Consider the following 19683-nt stretch of genomic DNA (forward strand, 5'->3'; position numbering starts at 1 on the left):
GCCGTGGTGGTGGAGCGCGGCTATTCGGTGTCCGGGGTGGTGGCGGGGGTCCTGAGGTGGACGCGCCTGCTCATGCGTTCGGCGTCCCGGCGCGAGGCCTGCACGCGCCGGTGCCGCTGGTTGCGGGTCAGCTCGCCGGGGCCGCGCCCGCCGATCACTCGGGCCAGCACGAACAGCAGCAGGACGAGTGCCATCAGCAGGGCGGCGGTGCCGAAACCCCGGACGATGTAGTTGGGCTGGGGTGAGCGCACCAGATCGAAGGTGGCCAGCGGCAGCGAGATCTGCGGCCCGTGGAGCGGGTCGGCGTTCATTCCGGCGTTGATCCCGGAGGTGAGCAGCACGGGCGAGGTCTCGCCGATGCCGCGGGCGGTGCCCAGGATCACCGCGGTGGTCAGACCGGAGCGCGCGGTGGGCAGGATCACCGTCCACACCGTGCGCCACCGGCTCGCGCCCAGGGCGTACGAGGCCTCGCGCAGCGAGCCCGGCACCAGCCGGATGACCACGTCGGAGGCGCGGATGATGATCGGAAGCATCATCACACTGAGCGCCAGCGCGGCGGCGAACCCGGACTTGTCGACACCGAGGATGAGGATCACGGTGGCGTAGATGAACAGACCGGCCACGATCGACGGCAGCGCCGTCATCGCCTCGACGATGGTGCGCACGAAACGCGCGTAGCGTCCGGGCACTTCGTTGAGGAACACCGCACAGGCGAGCCCGAGCGGCACGGTGATGGTCAGGGAGATGGAGATCTGCTCCAGGGTGCCGACGATCGCGTGCAGCAGGCCGCCGTCGCTGAGCGGCTGGAGCGGTCCCGTGCTCGACATGTCCTCGGTGAAGAAGTTGAGGTGCACGAGAGCGGACTTGCCGCGCCACAGTGTGTAGACCACCACCATGACCAGTGCGCCCACCAGGAGCGCGGCCAGGCTGTGCCACAGGACGGCGGCGACCTTGTCCCGCACCGCCGTGCTGTTCTCGTCGAAGGAGACCAGCACGGCGTACAGGGCGATGAAGAGCAGGTACGCGACGACGACGAAGCCCAGGAACGCGTCGAACGGGGCGATCCAGACGAACAGCAGCGTGGTCAGCGAGAGCGAGCCCACCGCCGCGCCCACCAGGGCGAACAGGTCCGAACCCTTGAAGGACGTGGTGTTGCGGCGGACTTCGGGCGTGTTGTCACGGCCGGCGGCGGTCGGCAGTACGGTCTGCCCCGCCGGCTCTTTGAGGACTTCGGTGGTCATGGTCAGGCCTCCGTTCCCACACCCGACCGGCTGCGGGCCGCGATCGTGGACGCGATGAAGTTCACGACGAGGGTCATGAGGAAGAGTGCGAGGCCGGCGGCCATCAGGGCCGACATGCCGAACTGGCTCGCGGAGCCGTAGCGCAGTGCGATCAGCGCGGAGACGGAGTTGGCACCGTTCTGCAGGATGTGCCACTGCACGGCGAAGACGGGCGAGATGATCATGTAGATGGCGATGGTCTCGCCCAGGGCCCGTCCGAGGCCGAGCATGGTGCCACCGATGATGCCGCCCCGCCCGTACGGCAGGACGACCGCGCGGATCATTCCCCAGCGGGTCGCGCCCAGCGCCAGGGCGCCCTCACGCTCTCCGGCCGGCGCCTGCGAGAAGGTCTCCCGCATCACCGAGCAGGTGATCGGCGTGACCATGAGCGCCACGACGATTCCCGCGATGAAGGTCGAGGACGTGTAGACCGTCGTCGCCTGCAGCGGGTCGCTCGGGTCGGCCCCGTCGACCTTGAAGATTGGGATCCAGGAGAAGTACGTGGAGATCCAGCGGGAGAGCCCGACCACATGCCCCTGGAGGTAGAAGGCGCCCCAGAGGCCGAACACCACGCTCGGCACGGCGGCCATCAGGTCCACCAGGCTGACCAGGGTCCGCTTCAGCCTCCGCGGCGCGTACTCCGAGATGTAGAGCGCGGTGCCGAGCGCCAGCGGCACGGCGATGGTGATCGCCGTCAGACCGATGAGCACCGTGCCGGTGAGGACGGCGGCGATACCGAAGTGATGGGAGTCCGGCTCCCATGCGGAGGTGCTGAGGAACGACCACTTGGCGACCTTCAGCGCCTGGAACGCGCGGAAGGTGAGGAAGACACCCACCAGCAGCATGATCGCCAACACGATGGCGCCGCTGCCGCGGAGCAATCCGCGGAAGGCGAGGTCCACCGGTTCGGGTTTCCCGCGCGAGGCACGTCTCGCCTCGTCCGAGTGACCGGGTTCCGGATCGGGTTCCGCCGGTCTCCCGAGTCGGGGTATGACCACGCTCATCTCACACTCACTCCAGCCCGGTCAGGGGCATCGGTACCGTCGTCCTCGCCGGAACGGGCGCGCCCTGCGCCATCCGGCTCTGCTCGGGAGAGGCCTGCCTTGGCCGGACCGGACCGATCGCCGGAGGCCTGGCCGGACTCGTGCGGACGCGAGCCACCGGTCCCCCGCGGCGCGTGCGCCGTCGGCTCCGTCAGCTCGGCGACCGGGACCGCGTTCAAGAACTGACCCACGTTGTACTGGCAGTCCCGCTGGCGCTGATACGGCCGCCCTGCGACCGCGACCGCCTGGCCGTCGATCTCCAGGCGCCAGCTCCAGCCCCCCGCCCCCTCCGACGTGGTCAGCAGCATCCTGGCGTCCGCGATCCGTTCCCGGAGCCGCTGCACGGCGGCCCGGCACTCTTCGAATCCAGCGAACGTTTCCGCGCTGCGCCCCAGTTCACGGTGGTTGGATCCGATGAGCCGCCAACCGACCGACGGTTCACCCCCCACGGGTCTTCGCTGCGCCCCGCGAACTACGTACAAGAACCGCGACGGAACCATGGAAACCACCCCCTCTCCCCTTCACCGCATTGAGCAGTTTTTCGCCAGCGGCGGAATCACCACCCAAAGCGAACCGAGAGTCGCCGAGTTCTGTACGAGCTGTGCCCACAGATGGGTAAAGGCCGAACGCAGGGGAGATGAACGAAAGGGTTCGAGGGCTTGGGGGAGATGTGGGGGAGATGTGGGGGCTTCCCGTACCGGGCACGCACACGGCGATCACAGCCCAACGGAGGTGCACGGTAACGGGATCGAACCGAAGCGGAGTCCGTTCGGGGAGGGCGCCCCGATGACATCACCGCAGCGGCGCCGAGACGGTTGTCAGAGCGAACTCGATCACTTTTGAACGATGCCGCACAGGCAGATGAGCATCCCGGCGACGGCCCGCCGGCGGCCGCCATGACGGCCGCCGCCGTGGCCGCCGGCCGGAAGCGGAAGGCGCGGGCAGCGAAGCGACGCCCGGCATGACGCCGGGCCGGCCGGGCCCGGATCAGGCGAGGAATCCGCCCTTCCGGAGTCCGGTTTGCCCTGATCCGGTCGGCCCAAGTCCCTACCGCGGGCTCCCTGTCCACGGTGCCCGCCGGGGGAAACGACTCTCCCCACGCGGCGCCTGTCGGCTCCGCGCGGGGAGAGTGAATGGCCGGAGCGCGCCGGTGAGACGCGCGGCCTGTGGGGATCCTGAGGGCTGGACGGCGCTAACCCGCCGCGACATCCTGTCCGGCGGACACATCCCGCTCCGCCGTCGAGGGCAGCCGGTCCACGTCCCGGGCCGCACCCGTGACTCCCGACAGGAAGCCCTGGGCCCGCGGCGACGCCCCGTTGGTCAGCCATGCCGGGTCGATGTCGCACACCGCCACCCGTACCTCCGTGCCGGCCAGGGCCAGCGGCAGGGTGTGGACGACCGTGGACGGGAAGCTGAGAACCGTACGGCCGATGGGACCGCGACGCGCGATCAGTTCCAGCGGCAGATCGGGTCGGACCACCTCGAGGCCGGTCCGCACCGCCAAGTTGTGCAGTTTCTCCGGGCTTTCACGGCGGTGGGCGAAGTAGCGCCGCGCACCGTGTGCCTGCGCGAGTGCCATCACCGCCTCCAGGTAGCGCTCGCCGTCCACCACGCCCGTCTCGACGAGGGAGGTGCCGACCAGGTCCGCGCCCTTGGTGATGCGCGGCGGCCCGAAGCGGGCGCGGGTGAAGGAGAAGTCGTTCGCCGTGACCGTGACCCCGGCGGGTACCTCCTCGATCGGCATCGCCGAGAAGACCTCCACCGTGCGCCGGGCGCTCGGCGTCAGACGGCGCCGCGCCGACGACGACACCAGTGCGAAGAGCAGGTCACGTGGGCCCCGGCGGCCGCCCTTGCGGTGCCAGCGCACCAGACGCTCGCCGCGGGCGAGTTGGGCGACGAACTCCATGGTCGCCGTGCCGTCGTCCACCACCACCAGTTCGCGCGCCCTGGTGATCGTCAGCAGCAGCTGGACGTACCGGGAGAAGGGGTCTCCCATCACCACCCGGTGCGCCCGGCGCAGCAGCCGGGTGAGGCCGCCGATCGTCTGGAACGGCGCGGCCGTACCGCCCCGCGCCTCCTCCCAGCGGACCACGTAGCCCTCGTCGCGGGCCAGCTCCGCCATCCGGCGGAGCTGGCCACGGGTCATCGGGTCGGTCGGGGACAGCACCACGAGGGTGAGTCCCCCGGGCGCCGGATGTCCGGCCGCCCCCGCGTCGTCCGCCGATGTACGCCCCTCGCCGGACCGCGGGCCACCCTGTGCGGGGATCGCCGCAGGGCGCCCGGGCGCACCGCTCCCCGCCGTGCGCAGCGCGTGTGCGTGCGCCCACTCCAGCACGTTCAGGAGCTGCACGGGGCTCTCGACGAAGGCCAGCGTGTGGTGGCCGGCGGATCCGGCGCGAGGGCTCATCGGCGTACGACCGTCCCGTAAGGTGCTCAGACCGACATCGGCTCGCCGGCGGCCGCGGCGATCTCCGCCTCGGCGACGACGCCGGCCACACGGCGCAGCTTCTTCATCGGGCCGAGCTCGGAGTCGTAGACCTTCTTCACACCATCGCCCAGCGAGGCCTCGATGGTGCGGATGTCACGCACGAGGCGCTGCAGGCCCTGCGGCTCGACGGAGGCGGCCTGGTCGGAGCCCCACATCGCGCGGTCGAGGGTGATGTGACGCTCGACGAAGGTGGCGCCCAGGGCGACCGCGGCGAGCGTGGTCTGCAGACCGGTCTCGTGGCCGGAGTAGCCGATCGGGACGTTCGGGTACTCCCGCTCCAGGGTGTTGATGACGCGCAGGTTCAGCTCCTCGGCCTTCGCCGGGTAGGTGGACGTGGCGTGGCAGAGCAGGATGTTGTCCGAGCCGAGGACCTCGACCGCGTGGCGGATCTGCTTCGGGGTCGACATACCGGTGGACAGGATCACGGTGCGGCCGGTGGCGCGCAGGGCGCAGAGCAGCTCGTCGTCGGTCAGGGAGGCGGAGGCCACCTTGTGCGCCGGGACGTCGAACTTCTCCAGGAAGGCGACGGCCTCGGTGTCCCACGGGGACGCGAACCAGTCGATGCCCTTCTCCTTGCAGTACTCGTCGATCTGACGGTACTCGTCCTCGCCGAACTCCACGCGGTGGCGGTAGTCGATGTAGGTCATCCGGCCCCAGGGGGTGTCGCGCTCGATGTCCCACTGGTCGCGCGGGGTGCAGATCTCCGGGGTGCGCTTCTGGAACTTGACGGCGTCGCAACCGGCCTCGGCGGCCACGTCGATCAGCTTGAAGGCGTTCTCCAGCTCACCGTTGTGGTTGATGCCGATCTCACCGCAGATGTACACGGGCTGACCGGGACCGGCGGTACGCGTACCGAACTGACGCAGACGGGAGTTGGTGCTCATGGCAGGGAGATTCCTTACTTGTCGAGGGAGTCGAGAGAGGGGCCGAGGATCCAGCTGGCGATCTCTCGGATCGCGCCGTCGCCGCCGGGTACGGTGGTGACCGCGCGTGCGGCGCCGCGCACGACGTCGTGGGCGCTCGCGACCGCCACGGGCCAGCCGACGAGGGCGAAGCACGGGAGGTCGTTGACGTCGTTGCCGACGTAGAGCACGCGCTCAGGCGCGATGCCCTGCTCCTCGCACCACTGCTTCAGTGCAAGGTCCTTACGGTCGATGCCGTGCAGGACCGGGATCTGCAGTTTCCGGCCTCTGGCGGCGACGACCGGGTTCTTCTCCGTGGACAGGATGAGCATCGTCAGGCCGCTCTTGCGCAGCGCAGCGATGCCGAGGCCGTCCCCGCGGTGCACGGAGACGAACTCACGTCCGTCGGAGTCGATCAGCACCCTGTCGTCGGTCTGGGTGCCGTCGAAGTCGAGTACGACCGCGTCGATGTCGGCGCGGGTCGGCAGCGCACCGGGACGGTTCGCGTCGAAGAGCGGCGCGAGGGCCCGGGCGCGGGCCAGGTCGTGCGGATCGTCGATCTCCAGCACACGGGCCGGGTCGGTGCGCACGAGTTCGGTGTGGCCGAAGAAGCGGTGCCGGTGCTCACGCAGCCCGGCCGCGTCCATGGCGTACGCGGCCCCGGTCTCCAGCAGGTCCTGCGGGCGGTCCTGGCGGCGCGGGCGGAACGACTTGTCGTGGTTGACGCCGTACCCGCCGTGGGTGCCCGTGGAGCCGGCGACCTTGGTGCCGCCTCCCATTTCGCCGGTGCGCTGCGATCCGATGACCGGAGCCGGCTCGTCCGCCGCGTCGCGCCAGATGAAGCCGTGGAACGGGGCCACGGTCAGCGCCGTGTCCGCACCGTTCTCGACGACCGCGGCGGCGACCCCGTCGATGTCCTCGCGGACGATGAACGGGCTCGTGCACTGGACCAGCAGCACCACGTCGACCGGCGAGCCGTGCAGCGCCTCGTGGGCGTCCATGGCGTGCAGGACCGCGTCCTCGGAGGTGGCGGTGTCGCCGGCGATGGCGGCGGGACGCAGCACGATCTCGGCGCCGGCCTCACGGGCGGCGGCGGCGATCGCCTGGTCGTCGGTGGAGACCACGACATCGGTGACGAGGCGGGCGGCGCGGCACTCGCGCACCGCACGGGCCACCAGCGGCGCCCCGCCGACCGGGGCGAGGTTCTTCGCGGGCACGCCCTTGGAGCCGCCGCGCGCGGGAATCACCGCGAGCACACGGCGCACCGGCGCCGGGTGTCCCGCTTCCGGGTTGGACATGGGCACTACTCCTAGGGGTCCTTGGCGTGGGATGCGCTCGCTCACAGCTCCCCCATCCGCCGGATCACGGGCGCGACGCGCTGCACTCCGTGGCGGTAGGCGCCACGGGCGGCGCGGCGGACGATCTGGCGCACCGGGCCGGGCGCCTTGTCGGCGGCGGGCGCGCCGGGCAGCGGGCTGCCGTCCGGGGCGAGGTGGTGGCGGGCGAGAACGCCGGGCAGATAGCCGGGCGCGGTGACGGGCGTGTAGTAGGGCTTCAGCGGCGGAAGCTCATCGGTGGCGAGCAGCTCGCTGATGCGCCTGCGCGCCTCGTCGAAGGCGGTCGCGTACGACCCGTCGGCGGCGACACCCTGGCGGGCGACCCAGCCGGGGTCGGGCGCCGGCTCGTACCCGGCGTCGAGCTGGTCCCAGGAGGCGAGGCAGCCGGAGCCCACGAAGTGGTGGTTGCCGAGTCCCTCGCGCACCCCAAGGTCGGTCAGGACGACGGTGGGGATGCGGCGGTGCAGGGACTCCAGGGCCGCCGTGGAGCTGACGGTGACCAGCAGGTCGGTGCGGTCGAGGACCTCGCCCATGTTCCCGTACACCAGACGGAAGTTGGCTGGCAGGTCGTGCTTCTGGGCCAGCTTCTGGTAGGGCAGTTCCTCGATGTGCGTGGTGTGCTCGCCCGGCCTGGAGCGGAGCTTGAGCAGCACCTCGCGCTCGGGGTGCCGGCGCGCGTGCTGGATCAGCCGGTCCAGCAGGTACGTACGGTCCTTGCGGTTCTCCGGTACGGAGGGCTGCGCGGCGAAGACGACCGTGTAGGGGTCCCTCTTCTCGTACGAGGCGCCGCCGAGGAAGGGCAGCGCCACCTCGGTCACCGACGAGGCGTCGGCGCCCACTCCCTCGTACACCGCGCGGAAGCGCTCGGCGTCCTGCCGCGAGTTCGCGAGGACGAGGTCCGCGCCGTGCCGCAGCAGCAGGCCGTCGGCGAGCTTCTCGTACACGACACCGACATAGCCGGTGACGACCAGGGGACGCCGGGTACGCCCCTGCCAGGCGTGGGCGAGGCCGTGCAGCATGGCCTGGACCCCACCGCCGACGAGAGCGAGGACGAGGACGTCGTACGTCTCCTTCGTCATCTCGCGCAGGAACTCGACGGCCGTGACCTCACGCAGAGAGTCCGCGCGGACACCGACTTCTTCGAGCTGGCGCACGGTGGGTGTGGCACGACCGCGCAACAGAAAGCCGGCCATGAGAGGGGCGGCTTGCGCGTCACCGCCCGACCCGGCTTCCATGGACGGGCCCGCAGCGATGCGGCTCGCGGTCAGCGCACCCCATTTCCAGCGGGTGTCGGAGTCCGCGAGTACGGCAATCCGAAGGGGCTTCGTAGTACTTGCTGGCACACCACAGACGCTAGGAAGCAAATCCAAGGCTTCACCCAACCGCGACTAACCAAAAGGTTAACAGCAGCTCACCGAGAGCCGAACTGGCTCGTCAAAGCCCTGAAAGCGCACAGGATGCACTGTTCCGACACATTGAGTTCACCCCCCGTATCCGTACCGGAAAGTTCACCTGGCGGGCAGCACCCTACGCTTTCGCAGGTGCCAAAGCTTTCCGTGATCGTGCCGTTCTACAACGTGCAGCAATACGCCCCGGACACTCTGCGGAGTCTCCGGCTCAACGCCCGACCCGAATTCGAGTTCATCCTCGTCGACGACCATTCCAGAGACGACACGCCGGCCATTCTCGAACGCGCGGCCGAAGAGCTCTCGGACGTCGCAAGCGTGCGTTTCATCCGCCGGGAGGAGAACGGCGGGCTCGCCACCGCGCGCAACACCGGCCTGGACGCCGCGCAGGGCGAGTACCTGACATTCCTGGACGGCGACGACTGGCTCGCCCCGGGCTACCTCGGGGAGCTCGTGTCCGCCCTGGAGGATCTGGGCTGCGACTTCGTCCGTACGGATCATGTCCAGGCCACCGCGCGGGCCCGTGCCGTGTTCCGCGCGCCGCACGGACGCCGCTGGGAAGTCATGAACCCGCGTGACGCGATCCTGCCCGCCACCCGCTCCACCTCTGTCGACTACCCCTACGCCTGGGCCGGCGCCTATCACCGCCGTCTGCTCGACAAGGGCCTGCTGCACTTCACCGACGGGCTGCGCACGGCCGAGGACCGGCCGTGGATCTGGAAGCTGCACCGTCAGGCGGAGTCGTTCGCCGTGGTGAGCCTGATGGGTGTCTTCTACCGCCGCGGCGTGACCGGCTCGCTCACCCAGATCGGCGATGTGCGCCAGCTCGACTTCATCCGCGCCTTCGACCAGGTGATCGAGGAGACCGCGACCGACCCCGACGCCGACCGGCTGCTGCCGAAGGCGGTGCGCACCTACTGCGCGATCATCGCCCACCACCTGTCGGAGATCGACAAGTTCGAGCCGGGGGTGGCCAGGCAGCTGCGCGCGATGAGTGCCGCGGCGATCAAGCGCATGCCCCAGGAACTGGTCACCGACGTCCTCGACACCATGGACCTGAACCGTTCGTCCAGGCTGCGACGACTGCGCCGCCGGGTGACCACACCGAAGGCGGCCGCCTGATGCCCCGCACCACTCAGATCTTCTGCGCCTCGACGCTGTACGGCGCAGCGACCCTGGCCGCCGCGATCGAGGCCGACAGCTTCCCCGAGGCCGATCGCCGGGTGCTGCTGGTGTGCAACAACGCCGGCATGCCCGAGACCACCCCCGCCGTCGACGAGATGCCGGGCTTCGCACCGCTGCGCGATCACTTCGACGCCGTCCTGTCGTGGAACGACGCCATCCGCCCGTTCCACCCCGGCGCCTGGTCGCCGCGCCCCGACGACATCCCGCTGTTCGAACGCTATCTGCGACTGCTGTGGGACCTGGGCGACGACCGGGTGTCTCTGGTCCTGGAGTCCATCCAGGTCAACCCGGCCCTGGCCATCGCCCAGATGTTCACGGACGCGCCCATCGACGTCTACGCCGACGGGCTGATGAGCTACGGCCCCACGCGCAACAAGATCGACCCGCTGGTCGGCACGCGGGTGCGGCGGCTGCTCCACCTGGACCTAGTCCCCGGCCTGACCCCGCTGCTCCTGACCGAGTTCGGCGTGCCCGCCCAGATCGTGCCGACCAGCGCGTTCCTGAAGGTGCTGAGCCGGCTCGGCGACGCCGTTCCGCGGCTTCCGGCCCTGCCCGAGAACGCCGCGGTCCTGCTCGGCCAGTACCTGTCCGCGCTCGACATCCTCTCCCCGCAGGAGGAGGAGGACCTGCATGTACGGATGATGCGGGGCGCGGTCGCCCGCGGGCACCGCTCGATCGTCTTCAAGCCGCACCCGACCGCACCGGCCCGCTACAGCCGGGCCCTGGAGACCGAGGCCGAAAAGCTCGGCGTGGACCTCAGCGTCATCGACCTGCCGGTGCTCGCCGAGACTCTGTTCGAGAAGGTGCGGCCCGGCCTAGTGGTCGGATGCTTCTCGACCGCGCTGTTCACCGCCTCGACCTTCTACGACCTGCCGGTCGCCCGCATCGGCACCGAGCCGCTGCTGGACCGCCTCACGCCGTACCAGAACAGCAACCGCGTCCCCCTCACCCTGGCCGACGCCGTGCTGCCGGGGCTGGAGGAAAAGCGCGGGCCCGACACCGTCCCTGCCGACACGCTGACCGATCTGGTCACCGCGATCGGCTTCGTCATGCAGCCGCAGATCTACCCGGAGCTGCGGCCGGCAGCCGAACGCTTCCTCTCCGAGCACTTCGGCCCGCGCACACAGCGCTACTTCAAGCGCCGCCGGCTGACTTCGCTGGGGCTGCCGGGCGGCATCCCCGAGCGGCTCGCGTTCCTGCCGCGCAACGCCACGGCGCGCCGGGTAATCCGGCGGGCCCGGGCACTGCGCAAGGCGGTGCGCCGCTGAACGCGTCCCTTCGGCGCCGGCGGAAAGCGGGTGGATCACCGGGTGATCCACCCGCTTTGTGTTTCCCTGTCCCCCGGTGGTGGGACATCGAAGAAGTCAGCGAAGATCGCACAATCCGAATACCCGAAGAGAAACGGGGACGACGATTCCTGGACGCGGTCTGTTTGGCTGCGGTTCACGCATCTTCTTTAGTTTCCGACAATGCGTCATTCAGGTATTGCTTACACAGCGTTCGGACAGGCGGGCAGACTGGGATGACCCAGCAGGACATCCGCCCCTCCATGGAGACCGTCGCCTCCGTCCCGCTCGCGCAGCGCGAGTCGCCGGCCGGCCGACGGCCGCTGATCTCTTACGTGCTCCCGGTCTACAACGAGCAGGAAGGCATATCCGCCTTCCATGCCGCGCTGACCGCCGCCCTCGCGGAGCGCCAAGACCTCGACTACGAGCTGGTCTACATCAACGACGGCTCCGCCGACGGCTCGCTCGCCCTGCTCGAGGGACTCGCGAAGAACGACAGCCGCGTCCGGGTGATCGACTTCGCCCGCAACTTCGGGCACCAGATCGCCATCACGGCAGGCCTGGACATCGCCAAGGGCGATGCGGTGATCGTCATGGACACCGACCTCCAGGACCCGCCGCAGGTCAGCCTGGAGCTGGTGGACGCGTGGCGCGAGGGCGCCGAGATCGTGCACGCGCGCCGTCGCTCCCGGCAGGACACCGCGTTCAAGCGGACCACCGCGCACATGTTCTACCGGCTCCTGCGGTCCTGGACCGACGTGGACATCCCGGTGGACACCGGCGACTTCCGGCTGCTGGACCGGCGGGTCGCCGACGAACTGCGCAGGTACCGCGAGCGCAGCCGGTTCGTGCGCGGCATCGTGGCCTCGATGGGCTACCGGCAGAAGGAGATCTCCTTCGACCGCGACGAGCGGTTCGCCGGCGAGACGAAGTACCCGCTGCGCAAGATGGCCCGCCTCGCGATCGACGGCGTGACCAGCTTCTCCACCACCCCGCTGAAGCTGATCACGCGGCTCGGCTTCGTGGTGCTGATGCTCTCGCTCGTCGGCATCGTGTACGCGCTCGCGATGAAGTTCTTCCGGCCCGACATCACCGTCTCCGGCTGGACGATGCTGATGGTCGTGGTGCTCTTCCTGGGCGGCACCCAGATGCTGTCGCTGGGCGTACTGGGCAGCTACATCGGCCGCATCTACAGCGAGGCGCAGCGACGCCCGCTGTACCTGGTGCGCGAGGTCATCGGTGCGGACGACGACGGGCGGGACGGTCGTCGTGGCGTCTGAGACCGCGGCCGAGGAGGCGTCCGCGACCGGCTCCGGTGACACCGTCACCGAGAGCCGGTCGCAGATGCTGCGCCAGCTGGTCCGTTACACCGTGATCGGCGGCAGCGGCGTCGCGCTGGACATGGTCGTCTTCCTGCTGCTGCACAACTGGGCGGGAATGAACGAGCAGATCGCCAACGTGCTCAGCACGACGCTCGCCATCACCAACAACTTCATCCTGAACGCCCTGTTCACCTTCGAACGGCGCGACCGGCTCGTGATGCGCTTCCTGCGCTTCTACGCCGTCGGTCTGACTGGGATCGTCTTCACGGACCTGCTCTTCCTCGTCTTCACCGACGCACTGGGGATCGACGCCAACCTCGTCAAGGCGGGCTCGCTGCCGCTGGTCCTGGCGCTCCAGTTCGTGCTCAACAGAAAGTGGAGCTTCGCATGAACCTCGGCATCATCGGCGCCGGCGCCACCGGCCTGACCGCCGGCTGGGACGCCGTACGCGCCGGCCACCAGGTCACCATCCTGGAGGCGGCCGGAGAACTGGGCGGCCTCGCCGCCTCGCTGGACGTGGGCGGTGTGCCGCTGGAGCGCTACTACCACCACATCTTCCGCAGCGACCGGGCCATGATCGCCCTGATCGAGGAGCTGGGGCTCGGCGACGCACTGCGCTTCCACAAGCCGACCACGGGCATCTACCGGAACGGCAAGCTGATCGACTTCACCTCGCCGGTCGACATGCTGCGCTTCCCGGAGTTCTCGCCGGTGGACGCCGTGCGCTTCGCGGGCTCCTCGGCGGTGCTCAAGGCCGTGCGCAACGGAGAGCGCTACAACGACCTCACCGCTCTGGCCTGGCTGCGCAAGTGGGCCGGCAAGAAGGCGACGGCGGCGATCTGGGAGCCGCTGCTGCGCGGCAAGTTCGGCGACCGCGCCGAGCAGGTGTCGATGGCCTGGCTGTGGGCCCGCATCCACTGCCGTACGTTCGAACTCGGCTATGTCGACGGCGGGTTCGAGCGCGTGTACGCGGCGCTGCGCGACGGTATCGAGGAGCGCGGCGGCAAGGTCGAGTTCGGCAAGGCGGTCGACACCATCCGGCAGGACGGCGACGACGCGGCGGCCGTGGTGCACTGCGCGGACGGCTCCCGCTACGAGTTCGACCAGCTGATCGTCACCACCCCGCAGCCCGCGTTCGCCAAGGCGGCAGGTCTGCCCGCCGACGACGCCGTGTGGAAGAACCAGTACCTGGGCGCGACCTGCTTCGTGCTGGAACTGGACCGCAGCGTGATCCCGTACTACTGGCTCAACATCAACGAGCCGGACTTCCCGTTCCTCGCGGTGGTCGAGCACACCCGGATGATCGACCCGTCCGTCTACGGCGGCCGGCACGTCCTGTACGTGGGCAACTACGTGGAGCGCGAGGACTGGCGGTTCACCACCGAGCCCGGTGAGCTGCTGGACAGGTTCGTGCCGTACCTGCAGCGGATCAACCCGGAGTTCGACCGCTCCTGGATCCAGAAGTGGCACTTCTCGAAGGCCGGGTTCGCCCAGCCGGTCGTGACGCCCGAGTACCGCGCGCTGATCCCCGGCCACGAGACGCCGATGAGCAAGGTCACGCTGGCGACGATGGCGCAGATCTACCCGCAGGACCGGGGGCAGAGCTACTCGGTGGCGATGGCACGGAAGGTGACCGCGTCGCTCGGGCTACGCTGACCCGCGCAAACGACGACGGGGCCCCGGTGTGCCGACCGGGGCCCCGTCTTCTTTGTGCCTACGGGGTCCCAGTGTGCCGGCCGGGGCCCCGTAGCCCTTGTGCTCGGGTCAGTCGACTCCGGGCCTGCGCACGCACACCACGATCTTCGACTCGCCGTTCGGCGGGCAGTCGTACGTGGCGGTGATGCGCCGCTTGAGGTCCGGGTCGACCTTGCCGGGCCGGAACCAGACCCGGTCGAGGACCGCGTACCGAGCCGGATCGTGGTCGACGCAGTCGGCGTTCTCCTTGAACGACTTCAGCCCGGCGACGTCCTTCAGGAAGCGGCTGCGCTGCAGGAACGTGGCGATCGGGTACCGGCACTGGGCCGGGTGGTCGATGTAGTACACCGAGTCGCCGAAGGCCAGGTAGAGCACGGGGGCGCCGGCGGGGATCTGCGCGCGCAACTCGTTTGCGACCTGCTCCCTGCGCTCCATGCTCCGCAGGTACGAGGCGCTGGTCGAGTTCACCTTGCCGTGCGACACCAGGTGCGGGGAGTCGGGCCAGATGCCACCGGTCACGCACACCACACCGGCCAGGGCGATGAGTGCGCCCGGCCACACGCCCCGGCGCCCGGGCCGGGCGCCGTTCCTGACGCGGGCCTCGCGCCAGGTGTCCACGCCGGCCGCCAGCAGGGCGACCAGGCCCAGCGCCCAGACGGTCGCCGGCCGCTGCAGCCCCTTGGGCGCGTGGGTGTACAGCACGGGAAGCGCTCCGAGCAGCAGCGACACGACGCCGAAGCACCACGGCGGCGTGCGACGTGCCCCGCCCACGGCGAGGCCCCAGGTCGCGGCGGCGACCACGGTCAGCTGGAAGGCGTGGTAGAGGAACCAGTTGCCCTGCACGACCACGACGGCCAGCGAGCCGCAGCCGATGGCCAGGGCGATCACCGAGAGTTCGAGCCGCCGGCCGCGGCCGCGCACCCGGGCGAGGAGGAGCAGCAGCGCGCCCGGGAGCAGCAGCAGCATGGGGCTGAGCACCGAGCGGTCGGCGAGGAAGTCCACCGAGCGTTCGAAGATGTACGCGGGATGGATGCCGGTGCGGCTGAGCGCAGACTGGTTGATCTGCGGCATGTCCTTGGTCCACTGCAACTCGTGGGACCCGGCCAGCACGCTCAGCCCGAACAGCCCCACCGCGCCGACCACGGCGACGAGCGCCACCCGGACGGCCCGGCCGCGGTCGGCGACGTAGACGAGCAGGATTCCGAAGGCCGCGGTGGAGGCGGTGGAGTACTTCATCATCACCGCGAGCCCGAGCGGCACCGCGGCGAGCAGCGCCGCCGGCCACGGCCGGGCCGGGCCGAGCGCCGCGGCCACGCCGAACACGCTCAGCACCACGGCCGCCCACTCCGGCTGGAGGAAGTCGGTGCGCGGGGTCAGGATCATCAGCAGGCCGGCCGCGCCCGCGGCCAGAGCCGCCTCGCGGCCGCTCACCCAGCGCCGCAGCGCGGTGTAGAGGGCGTAGGCCGCCGCGGCGGCGAGCAGGGCGCCCGCCGCCTCCATCACGGTCTCCCGCTCGACCGTGTCGCCAAAGGTGATCTTGTCCAGCAGCGCGATGAACCACCGGTAGAAGAAGGGCCGGTGGGTGAAGACCTCCGACGGCGAATAGCCCGCGTCGCCACCGGTGCGCAGTGCGCCGAGGACGTACTGCAGGTCACCGGCGAGGCGGCGGGTGAGCACGGTGTACACGACGGCGGCCGCCGCGGGAACCGCGACCACCGGCCACCACAGGGGTGACCGGCGGATGCGCGGCTTCGGCGCGGCGGGCGCGTCGGCCAGAAGAGTGGCCATGGGTCAGCCGCCCAGGATCTTGCTGAGGTCGGCGGCGTTGGCCTCGGTGACCTTCCAGAGCTCCTGCTGGCGGCCGTGCACGTCGGCCACGGTCGCGGCGTGGTCGGCGAGCAGGTCCCGGGCGCGCTCGACGAGCAGCGCCCCGAGGTTGCGGTCGTGCACGGACACGCCCCACTCGGGCCGCTCGATGTCGCTCAGGAAGTACGCCATCTTCGGGTGCGAGATGAGGCTGATGATGGGCGTGCCGCAGCCGAACGGGATCATGCCGGCGTGCCCGCGCATGCCGATCACCAGCTTGGTGCGGGCGTACAGGTCGCGGATCTCGTCGTTCTCGAAGTTGTACATCGGGATGACGGGCATCGAGATGCCGTGCTCGCGGCGCAGGTCGAAGGCGATCTTCTCGTCGTCCAGCGAGTGCGCCACGCACTGCACCTCGGCGAGCTCGCCGAGGCCCTTGACCGCCTTGGCCATCTGCACCAGGAAGTAGGCGTAGTCGTGGCCGAAGCGCAGCCCGGCGCGGTCGTAGGCGGCGTTGATCAGGATGGTGTCGTCACGCCTGGCCGGGTCCTGCCAGCCCGCGACGATCTGTCGCGTGACCGTGGTGGGGCACGGCTGGAAGCGCACCTTGTCGTGCAGGTGCGCGGGGAGCATGGCGCGCACCTTCTCGATCGAGCCGTGGTTGCGCAGGCCGAAGAAGGCCGACCGCTCCACGAGCATGCGCAGCGAGGTGCGGAACCGTTCGGCGCGGTAGGACTGGCCGTCGAAGGCGTTGAACCCGACGGCGAACACCGCGATGGGTACGTCGATGCGGTTCAGCAGCTCGTCCGGGACGTTCCACTGCCAGGCGCTGTTGCCGTTGGGCATGGTGTCCGGGATGAACAGGCCGCCGCCGCCGATGACCAGGCCCTTGCGGGCGTTGACGCGCTCGAGGGCCGGCTCGTCGAACAGCCGGTGGGCGTGGACCGAGTGCCAGCGGCGGCCGGTGGTGTCGGGTCCGAAGGCGAGACGGACGCTCTCCGGCAGGAGCTTGTCACCCGCGTTGCCCTGGCGGTCCATGTAGAAGGCGACGTGCGCCAGCTGGTCCTCGGGGCTGCCCTGCTGCTGGGCGGGGACGCCGGTGGTGCGCTGGTTCCAGATGCGGTTGGCGCGGTGGGTCGGGTCGACGGAGAGCCCGGACAGCGCGTACTGGCGTGCGGCGTCGTCCTGGCCGTGCACCCAGGCGATCTGGGCGAGCCGGGAGAAGGCGGTCGCGGCGCGGTTGGGCGCGGCGGTGGCCAGCAGCAGCTGGGTCCGGGCCTCCTCGTAGCGGGAGACGCTCATCAGGGCGTGCCCGTAGACCTCGTGCGGCCAGGCCTCGTCGACGGGGATGTGCACCCGCTCCATGATGTCGACGGCGGCCTGGTAGTCGCCCGCACCGATGTGGGCGAGGGCGACGCGGCGTGCGACGTCGACGTCACCGGTGCGCTCCACGTGCGGCATACCGAAGTGCACGAGCAGGTCGTGGTGGAGGGCCCCGTTCAGGGCGACGTAGGCGGCGTGCAGCTCGGTGTCGTCGATGTCGAACTCGCGCCAGCGCTCCTGCGCGAGCTCGTAGCCGGCCTCGCCGCCCTGCCACGGCTTGTGCCGTCCGGTGAAGTGCAGGATGGTCGTGTCGTCAGGCACCGGCAGGTTCCCGGACAGCCGGCGCTTGACGAAGTTGTACTTCGGGTCGAGGCGGACGAAGTCGCCGTCGAGCACGGCGTTCAGGATGCCCTGGTCGTGCTTGTCCAGCTCGTAGGCGCCCGCGCGGCCGACCTTGTCGATCTTCGCGCAGAACTCGTCGCTGAGGTATTCCTTCTGGATGACCAGGAGCCCGCTGTTGAGCTTGTGCTGGCCGTAGAAGAACTGCGGCACGGCCGCCAGTCCCTCGCGCAGCGAGAGCAGTTCGTTCAGCGATCCGAGGACCACCATGTCGGTGTCCAGGGTGATCACGGTGTCGTAATCACGGATGCGGAAGATGTCGAGGATGAAGTACGCCTTGCGCACCAGGTAGTTGTCCTGGTCGCCCTTGACGTACGAGTCGTAGTGGTCGGCGTCCACCCGGCGCAGCACGATCCGCGGGTGCAGGGCGCGTATCCGGGCTATGGACGAGGGGCGCAGGTCGTCGTGCAGGACGATGAAGTCCTCGCACACGTCCGGGTTGGACAGCGCCAGGGAGCGCAGCAGGGCGAGGAACCCGGGAAGGTAGTTCTCGTCCACGAAGCTGGCGAAGGCGATACGGCGCTTGCCGGTGAGCGCCCGGGCGGAGCCCGCGTCGGGTGCCGACGTCCGGGCCGCGGCGGCGACGGAGCCGGAGGTGGGGATGGTGGTCATCGCAGGGAGATCCTCATGCCGGAGACGCTCTGGGCCCGTTCCATGACCCACGCCTTCTCACTGGTGTATTCGTGGACGGACGTGATGGGCATTTTCATCGCGGCGTCGATGCGATAGGCGCCGCTCTCGTAGAAGTCGAAGCCGATCAGGTCCAGGGTGGGGCTGACGTCGAGGAAGTCGAGCAGCCACAGCATGTTGAAGCCGCTCGTGGGGATCCCGGGCCACACATCGGAGCCGATGTTGCCGATGTTGCGGACGGGCCAGCGCAGCGTCTCGTCACCGAGGTACTGCTGCGCGCCCGGCACCAGCCGGTTGCGCAGGGAGTACTTCCAGTCCCCGGAGAGCCCGCCGAAGACGAGGCGGGTGGTCACCGGCTGGTCCCAGTTGAAGCCGTGCTTGTGGATGGTGACATGGATGTCGGTCCGCTTACCGGTGTGGACGGGGTCGAGCTTGTACGAGTTGAAGCGTACGACGAGGTCGTAGCCGTCGATCTCGGAACCCATGGAACTCGACCCGACCTTGCCCGAGTTGGCGATCAGGCAGATGGACTTCCCGGCGATCTGGTTGCGGAACTCGCCCAGGGTGAGCCACTGCACACCGCCGAACAGCGGGTCCTCCAGGGGACCGCGCATCCGGTTGCGGCGCTGCTCGGCGAAGAGCGCGACGGTCTCGATGAACCCGGGGGTGGGACGGCCGTGGCCGGCGGTGGCCAGGTCCAGGTACTGGCTGAGCGCCTCCTGGAAGTCCTGCTCGGGCGCCTCGATGCGGTCCATGGTCAGGAGCGCTCCCACCAGGCGGGCCTGCGCTCCGTCCCAGTCGCCGTCGGCGTGCGCCTGGAGGCCTTCGGACCACGCCTCGGTCGGGGGCCGCTCGGTGAAGGAGGCGGCGGCCGGGACGTCCCGGCGGAGCACGGAGAGCAGTTCCCCGCGCTGCTCCTGGGCCGTCCGGATGCCGGTGACCCGGGCGCGGACGCCGAATCCGTCCTCGCTGGTGAGGTCCAGGTAGCGCTCGTACGCCTCGACCGCGGCGGTCGGCAGGCCCATGGCCTCCAGCAGCCGCCCGCGCAGCCGCCAGCCGGCGCGGGAGTTCTTACGCAGGGTAAGAACGGCGTCGGTGATCAGCAGAGTCAGGTTCAGCTCGTCGTCGTAGCCGCAGTCCAGCGCCTTGTTGCCGACGGCGAGGAGCGCGTCGAGCAGCTCGTTGCCGACACCTCCGCCGGTGGCCGCCTTCGCGCCGCGGCGGAGCAGATTGCCCGTCGGGGCCGCCGCCGGCTGCTGCTGTCCGGCCCATGCGGCGAGCAGCTGGCGCAGCTGTTCAGCCAGAGCCGCACGCCGCGGGTCGAGGCTTCCGACGACCTTGCCGCTGTGCACGGCGCATGCGCGCAGACAGTCCTCGAGCTCGGTCGGCGTGACCTCGGCGCTCGGCGGTCCGGCGTCCGCCGCTGCCGAGACCGGTCCCCCGGGCCGGGAAAGTGACCATCTACTGCGAACCCTCGTCATGGTGCTCCTGCTCTGCAAGGTGTGAAAGCCGCATGGAATCGGCAAGGCCTGGGGGGAAGGTTGAAGAACAGTAAGGAACCAATACGACGTCCCGGTTAAC

15 protein-coding genes are annotated in these 19683 nt (G+C 69.9%); 5 read left to right on the plus strand and 10 right to left on the minus strand.

The genetic code is table 11. From position 1 onward, the window contains the following. Positions 1 to 20: 20 nt before the first annotated feature. The 7 genes from pstA to ACQEXA_RS23065 form a co-directional block, all read right to left on the minus strand. Positions 21 to 1241 (minus strand): phosphate ABC transporter permease PstA, encoded by a 1221-nt coding sequence (gene pstA, locus ACQEXA_RS23035; RefSeq protein ID WP_432931742.1) that lies wholly within the window; start codon positions 1239 to 1241, stop codon positions 21 to 23. 2 nt (positions 1242 to 1243) lie between these two features. Continuing rightward, entirely contained in the window at positions 1244 to 2182 is a 939-nt protein-coding gene (pstC, locus tag ACQEXA_RS23040; RefSeq protein WP_432931740.1) for a phosphate ABC transporter permease subunit PstC, read from the minus strand. A gap of 98 nt (positions 2183 to 2280) precedes the next feature. Further along, a complete protein-coding gene (locus tag ACQEXA_RS23045; protein ID WP_432931738.1) occupies positions 2281 to 2772 on the minus strand; it encodes a hypothetical protein in 492 nt (163 codons plus the stop codon). A gap of 743 nt (positions 2773 to 3515) precedes the next feature. Beyond that, positions 3516 to 4730 carry a hypothetical protein gene (locus ACQEXA_RS23050; RefSeq protein WP_432931736.1) on the minus strand — a complete coding sequence of 405 codons (1215 nt, stop codon included), beginning with the start codon at positions 4728 to 4730 and terminating at the stop codon, positions 3516 to 3518. Positions 4731 to 4756: 26 nt separating this feature from the next. After that, complete coding sequence (locus ACQEXA_RS23055) at positions 4757 to 5695, minus strand: N-acetylneuraminate synthase family protein (RefSeq protein ID WP_433130877.1); 939 nt, start codon at positions 5693 to 5695, stop codon at positions 4757 to 4759. Positions 5696 to 5709: 14 nt separating this feature from the next. Further along, positions 5710 to 7011, minus strand: coding sequence for a cytidylyltransferase domain-containing protein (locus ACQEXA_RS23060; RefSeq protein WP_432931734.1), 1302 nt, complete (start codon positions 7009 to 7011; stop codon positions 5710 to 5712). Between the two features lie 41 nt (positions 7012 to 7052). After that, positions 7053 to 8393: a DUF6716 putative glycosyltransferase gene (locus tag ACQEXA_RS23065; protein ID WP_433130879.1), complete on the minus strand. Its 1341-nt coding sequence runs from the start codon at positions 8391 to 8393 to the stop codon at positions 7053 to 7055. A 198-nt stretch (positions 8394 to 8591) separates the two neighbouring features. Between ACQEXA_RS23065 and ACQEXA_RS23070 the strand changes: the two genes are divergently transcribed. The 5 genes from ACQEXA_RS23070 (at position 8592) to ACQEXA_RS23090 (ending at position 13905) form a co-directional block, all read left to right on the plus strand. Then, positions 8592 to 9578 carry a glycosyltransferase family 2 protein gene (locus ACQEXA_RS23070; RefSeq protein WP_432931730.1) on the plus strand — a complete coding sequence of 329 codons (987 nt, stop codon included), beginning with the start codon at positions 8592 to 8594 and terminating at the stop codon, positions 9576 to 9578. Further along, positions 9578 to 10909 carry a polysialyltransferase family glycosyltransferase gene (locus ACQEXA_RS23075; protein WP_433130881.1) on the plus strand — a complete coding sequence of 444 codons (1332 nt, stop codon included), beginning with the start codon at positions 9578 to 9580 and terminating at the stop codon, positions 10907 to 10909. The genes ACQEXA_RS23070 and ACQEXA_RS23075 overlap by 1 nt, the downstream gene beginning before the upstream one ends. A gap of 254 nt (positions 10910 to 11163) precedes the next feature. Beyond that, the gene (locus tag ACQEXA_RS23080; RefSeq protein ID WP_432931726.1) at positions 11164 to 12207 is read left to right on the plus strand and encodes a glycosyltransferase family 2 protein; all 1044 of its coding nucleotides are present in this window, start codon (positions 11164 to 11166) and stop codon (positions 12205 to 12207) included. After that, complete coding sequence (locus tag ACQEXA_RS23085; RefSeq protein WP_360998107.1) at positions 12197 to 12640, plus strand: GtrA family protein; 444 nt, start codon at positions 12197 to 12199, stop codon at positions 12638 to 12640. The genes ACQEXA_RS23080 and ACQEXA_RS23085 overlap by 11 nt, the downstream gene beginning before the upstream one ends. Next, positions 12637 to 13905, plus strand: coding sequence for an NAD(P)/FAD-dependent oxidoreductase (locus ACQEXA_RS23090; RefSeq protein WP_432931723.1), 1269 nt, complete (start codon positions 12637 to 12639; stop codon positions 13903 to 13905). Before ACQEXA_RS23085 ends, ACQEXA_RS23090 begins: the two co-directional genes overlap by 4 nt. Before the next feature lie 108 nt (positions 13906 to 14013). Here the strand turns inward: ACQEXA_RS23090 and ACQEXA_RS23095 are convergent, their stop codons facing one another. From ACQEXA_RS23095 to ACQEXA_RS23105, 3 genes are read right to left on the minus strand one after another with little or no spacing between them, the layout of a single operon-like run. Next, on the minus strand, positions 14014 to 15732 hold the full coding sequence (locus ACQEXA_RS23095; RefSeq protein ID WP_433130883.1) for a hypothetical protein: 1719 nt from the start codon (positions 15730 to 15732) through the stop codon (positions 14014 to 14016). A gap of 3 nt (positions 15733 to 15735) precedes the next feature. After that, entirely contained in the window at positions 15736 to 18084 is a 2349-nt protein-coding gene (locus ACQEXA_RS23100) for a glycosyltransferase (protein ID WP_433130885.1), read from the minus strand. Continuing rightward, a complete protein-coding gene (locus ACQEXA_RS23105) occupies positions 18081 to 19583 on the minus strand; it encodes a hypothetical protein (RefSeq protein WP_432931718.1) in 1503 nt (500 codons plus the stop codon). The genes ACQEXA_RS23100 and ACQEXA_RS23105 overlap by 4 nt, the downstream gene beginning before the upstream one ends. Positions 19584 to 19683 lie beyond the last annotated feature (100 nt).

The sequence above is a fragment of the Streptomyces sp. CA-106110 genome (genome assembly GCF_050936285.1).
Classification (GTDB): Bacteria; Actinomycetota; Actinomycetes; order Streptomycetales; family Streptomycetaceae; genus Streptomyces.